This window comes from Pseudomonas sp. GL-RE-29 (genome assembly GCF_019947275.1).
GTDB classification, from domain to species: domain Bacteria; phylum Pseudomonadota; class Gammaproteobacteria; order Pseudomonadales; family Pseudomonadaceae; genus Aquipseudomonas; species Aquipseudomonas fluorescens_A.
This window is the reverse complement of the sequence record NZ_JAGYGD010000071.1, coordinates 1-4,781: the sequence shown is the minus strand read 5'-3', so window position 1 is coordinate 4,781 and position 4,781 is coordinate 1. Positions and strand designations below refer to the sequence as shown.

Below are 4,781 nucleotides of genomic sequence, written 5' to 3'. Positions count from 1 at the left end.
TCCGCTACGACGCCGCAGCGAACCGGCTGAACTTCAACACCAGCCAGTTCGACCACGTCAAAGACAACCGCCTCAAACGCTGGCGGGATCAGGAATATGCCTACGATGCGTGGGGCAACCTGATTGAAAAACGCAGCGGCATGGGCAAGCTGCAGACGTTTGTTTATGACTGTGAAAATCGCTTGGTGCGGGCTGAGACGCTGGTCAATGGCAAACTGGAGAGTACCGGTTTTTATCGGTATGACAGCCTGGGGCGGCGGGTCGGTAAGCAGTCCGTTGTTAATGGCGTAATCGAGCAGAAACACTTCTTGTGGCAAGGCCTACGCTTGCTGCGCGAGGAGCGTCCGGGGCAGAGCAGTCTGTACGTGTACGAACCGGGCAGCTATGCGCCGTTAGCGCGTGTCGATCAGGCAGAAGGGGAAGAGCAGAAGCTTTACTACTTCCATACCGACCAGATTGGTACGCCGCTGGAGATGACTGACCGTGAAGGGCAGATTGTCTGGCAGGCGACGTACAAGGCATGGGGTTCGGTTGAAAAGCTGACGGTCAATGTCGTCGAGCAGAACCTGCGGTTTCAGGGGCAGTATTTCGATGACGAGACGGGGCTGCACTACAACACGTTTCGGTATTACGATCCGGAGGTGGGGCGGTTTGTAACGCAGGATCCGATTGGGTTGATAGGCGGGGAGAACCTGTATCAGTACGCTCCTAATTCCATCGGATGGACCGATGCATGGGGGTGGAGTTGCAATCGTCCCGGCGGCTACAAAGCTGGTGATGTTGATGCCCACGGTAACCTGTCTCCAGGCGTTAATAGAGCATCGGGCCACAAGAATATTTCGGAAGATAAACTAGTTCAGTCACACCATTTTATCCAAGACGAGTGGGCTAAAAGAAATATCACCGGATATAAGAGGAACGAGGCACCTGCTATTCTTCTAAAAAGCTCTTCGGGAGAGCCTCATGCGATTATCTCTTCACTTCAGCGAACCAGGCGTCGACTTTCTGGGTTTGGCGGTACGATTAAGGAAGAGTTTGGCGTCGCTTACAAAGAACTAATTGACGCCGGAGTTGATCCTGGCGCTGCGAAAAAGGCTGCCAGTAGGTCATATAAATATTTTGATTCGCTAGGGGCATTTCAATGAGCCTAAAATTCACAGAAGTAAAACCACCTGCGTCGGCAGCCACGATACATGAGGTTGTCAACTCGTTGGGGGTCGATGAGAGTATATGGATTGCCAGATTTTGGACTCTCTATAATGGCGCTTTACTTGATGATCAAGTATTGATTTATTCAACGGAGGAAATAGTTGAGCGCAATAGGACTTATGAAGTAGACAAGGATTTTCCAGGGCAGCTTTTGGTGGGCGACGACTCTGGTGGCAGGCTTGTTTTGATCGATAGGTCTGTGGAAGATAAGTTTTATCTCATTGATTCCGGTGATCCATTCTTAGGTGATGCGGAAGTATTCTCGTCAGTTGAAGTGTTGGTAGCGCATGTCCTTGGTGAGGCAAACATACTGACGGACTCGGTAGGTATTGTTGCTGTAGGTAAAGCCAAAGCCACGCCGCAAGAAGTGCTGGCAATCAAGAAAGAGTTGGGGTTAAACGGCTCGGTGGCAAATCTGAAAGAAAAGCTCGAGAAGGAAAGTGAGATGATCTTAAGCGGGGTCAAAGCTGTTAAGTATGAGGGGGTGGTTGCTAGATATCGGCATCTAATTCGATTTGATAGCTAGTTGGTGCCCTTGTCAACATTAGATCCAACGCACCCAGGGCGCACTCACCAGCTGTTTCGGCTACGACGCCCTGGGTCGCAAGAGTTGGCAGTTTGCTTCGCGTCTGCCAGCGGAAAAACTCTCGCGCCTGCACAACCCCGGCATCCAGCCGGATTTGCTAGTCGAGCGCGCCGGTGAACTGATCCGCACCCTCGACAAACTGCGCGGCGAGATCAAGTACGAATACGAAGCCAACGGCCAACTGCACAGCCGCGACACCGGCAAGCTTGTCGACAGCGAAGAATTCCGCTACGACGCCGCGGCAAACCGGCTGAACTTCAACACCAGCCAGTTCGACCACGTCAAAGACAACCGCCTCAAACGCTGGCGGGATCAGGAATATGCCTACGATGCGTGGGGCAACCTGATCGAAAAACGCAGCGGCATGGGCAAGCTGCAGACGTTTGTTTATGACTGTGAAAATCGGTTGGTGCGGGCCGAGACGTTGGTCAATGGCAAGCTGGAAAGCAGCGGTTTTTATCGGTACGACAGCCTGGGGCGGCGGGTCGGCAAACAGTCCGTTGTTAATGGCGTGACCGAGCAGAAGAATTTCTTGTGGCAAGGCCTGCGCATGCTGCGCGAGGAGCGTCCGGGGCAGAGCAGTCTGTACGTTTACGAACCGGGCAGCTATGCGCCGTTGGCGCGTGTCGACCAGGCAGAAGGGGAAGAGCAGAAGCTTTACTACTTCCATACCGACCAGATTGGTACGCCGCTGGAGATGACGGACGCGGACGGGAGCATTGTCTGGCAGGCGACGTGCAAGGCGTGGGGTTCGGTTGAAAAGCTGACGGTCAATGACGTCGAGCAGAACCTGAGGTTTCAGGGGCAGTATTTCGATGAAGAGACGGGGCTGCACTACAACACGTTTCGGTATTACGATCCGGAGGTGGGGCGGTTTGTTACGCAGGATCCGATTGGGTTGTTGGGTAGTTTTAATCTTTACGAATATGCTCCGAACTCAATAGCTTGGGTTGATCCTTCCGGGTTAAGTCCAGAAGACTTAGTCAGATATAAGCCGAGAGCTTCGGTGACACCGCAAGCTGGCGCCCGAGGTACCGCTATCAGTCGAGCATGGGGGGAGGAGAGGGCGCTCGTTGAAAGAGGCGGCGGCACACGAAATTGGACTGCGGCGGAGCGTGAGACTATTTTAGGTACACGCAACAACGCACAGCTTTCTTCAATTATGTCCGAAGCTGGTTATACTGGTCATCATATCAACAGTGTAGAGGGTAATGGTCAACTTGGACCCGCTTGGAAGGGTGATCCAAGAAACATCGTATTCTTACAAAATGCAAACCATCCTAGTGGAATTGATGAGCATTTAAATAGCCCCCAAGGACACCGCGGCAGTTATACAAATGCAGGGAGGGGGCGCTTGATCGATCGTGTAAAAAGTGCTGTGAAGTTAGGTTCTTGTGGTTGATGAGTTAATTTTGGAGAAGAGTATGATTGATATAACAACCGCCGCGGACGAGTTGGTTAGGGTCCATAGCAAATATAGTCTGTCCGGAAATTTTCAGCGATGCGATCAAGTAGATGTGAAGTGGCCGCCCGCCCTCGCTCGCTCAGCTGAGTTGGATGCTTTTTTTAACGGTTATGAGCCGGTTGATGTAAAGATCGAAACAGGATTCACGCCGTTAAAGCTTTTTAGTCTTGAGTTCATTGAAAAAGGCCAAATGGGTTATAAGTGGATTGATGTGGGCTCAGGTACTAAGTTAAACGAAGATTGGGGGCGGTCTTTCGTAGTTGTAATGGATGACTCTGGTGGTGGGAAACCTGTGATTGCAGTCACGGATGTTAAATACACTCAGATTTTTGCTAGTTACAGTGCGGTTCCCCCTTTTAAGATATCAGACTCGCTAGCTGATTTTGTTTTTGCGTTGGCAAGACTGATTGATATAGTTTATGGTGAGTTCAATGTTTTTGATATTTCCGATGATGACGGTTTGAATTCATTGTTTGTCGAAAGGGTGAGCTCTGAGATATCTCCTATATTAGGTGAAGATAATTTTGAAAATTTTTTTGATTATTTTTATGGGTGAAATTAAGTTTTTTTACGATTTTTTGATGCGGTAACTAACGTTCTCTGTCGCTCTTTTAAAATACATTGAAAAAGTGGCTGCCAACATTGCCTCAGTCACTTCTCTATAGTAACCATCGACGTCAGTCGCAAATCCAAATACCTGTGGTGGAACACCCTGGCCCAGGTCGAGCGCTTCCAGGATTGCTCGGGTAAAACCACCACCTATCGCTTCGACGAACGCCAACACTTGGTCGCCGTCACCGACGCGTTGGGGCAGACCACCACACTGGAACGCAAACCCGACGGCGAAGTGCTGCGCATCCAGCACCCGGACGGCAGCGCCGAATCGTTCACCTACAACGCCCTCGGCCAGGTACTGACGCACACCGACGGCAAAGGCCAGACCACGCGCCTGCTGCGCACCGCCCGCGGGCTGCCGAGCAGCCGCCAGGACGCCAAGGGCCAGCGCATCCGCTACGAATACGACCCGGCGATTCGCCTGACTGCACTGATCAACGAAAATAACGCGGCGTACCAGTTTGCCTACGATGCGTCTGACCGGTTGATCGAAGAAAAACGCATCGACAATCTGACCCGACGCTTCAGCTACAACCTGGGTGGGCATCTGACCCAGGTCGACGAAACCGGCTACGGCGAACGCGGAGAACGACCACAGCGTCGTACCGAATTCGAACGCGACAGCATTGGCCGGTTGCTGGCCAAGCTCAATGCCGATGCCCGTCAGGATTACGTGCATGACGATGGTGATCGGCTGCTGTCGATCCAGCGCCTGCCGACCGCGCAGGGCAAGCAGATCGGCGTCAGTGAAGAAACGCTCGAGTTTTCCTACGATCTGCTCGGCCGTCTGATTCAGGAGACCACGGCGCAAGGCGCCTTGTCCTACGACTACGATCCACTGAGCAACCTCACCACCCTGACGTTGCCCACCGGTCAACACCTCAATCACCTGTATTACGGCAGCGG

Annotated in this window: 3 protein-coding genes and 2 pseudogenes; all 5 read left to right on the top strand. The window is 52.2% G+C overall.

Features of this window, described 5'->3' with window-relative positions; all coding sequences use genetic code 11:
- The coding region (locus KGB21_RS29195; RefSeq protein ID WP_223507529.1) for an RHS repeat-associated core domain-containing protein at window positions 1-1,145 on the top strand (1,145 nt) is incomplete at its 5' end.
- Window positions 1,142-1,735, top strand: a complete 594-nt coding sequence (locus tag KGB21_RS29190; protein ID WP_223507528.1) for an SMI1/KNR4 family protein — start codon at window positions 1,142-1,144, stop codon at window positions 1,733-1,735. The genes KGB21_RS29195 and KGB21_RS29190, both read left to right, overlap by 4 nt.
- A 22-nt stretch (window positions 1,736-1,757) precedes the next feature.
- Window positions 1,758-3,197: pseudogene (locus KGB21_RS29185) on the top strand (RHS repeat domain-containing protein); the annotation flags it as partial.
- A 22-nt stretch (window positions 3,198-3,219) separates the two neighbouring features.
- Complete coding sequence (locus tag KGB21_RS29175) at window positions 3,220-3,816, top strand: hypothetical protein (protein ID WP_223507527.1); 597 nt, start codon at window positions 3,220-3,222, stop codon at window positions 3,814-3,816.
- A gap of 114 nt (window positions 3,817-3,930) precedes the next feature.
- Window positions 3,931-4,781: pseudogene (locus tag KGB21_RS29170) on the top strand (type IV secretion protein Rhs); the annotation flags it as partial.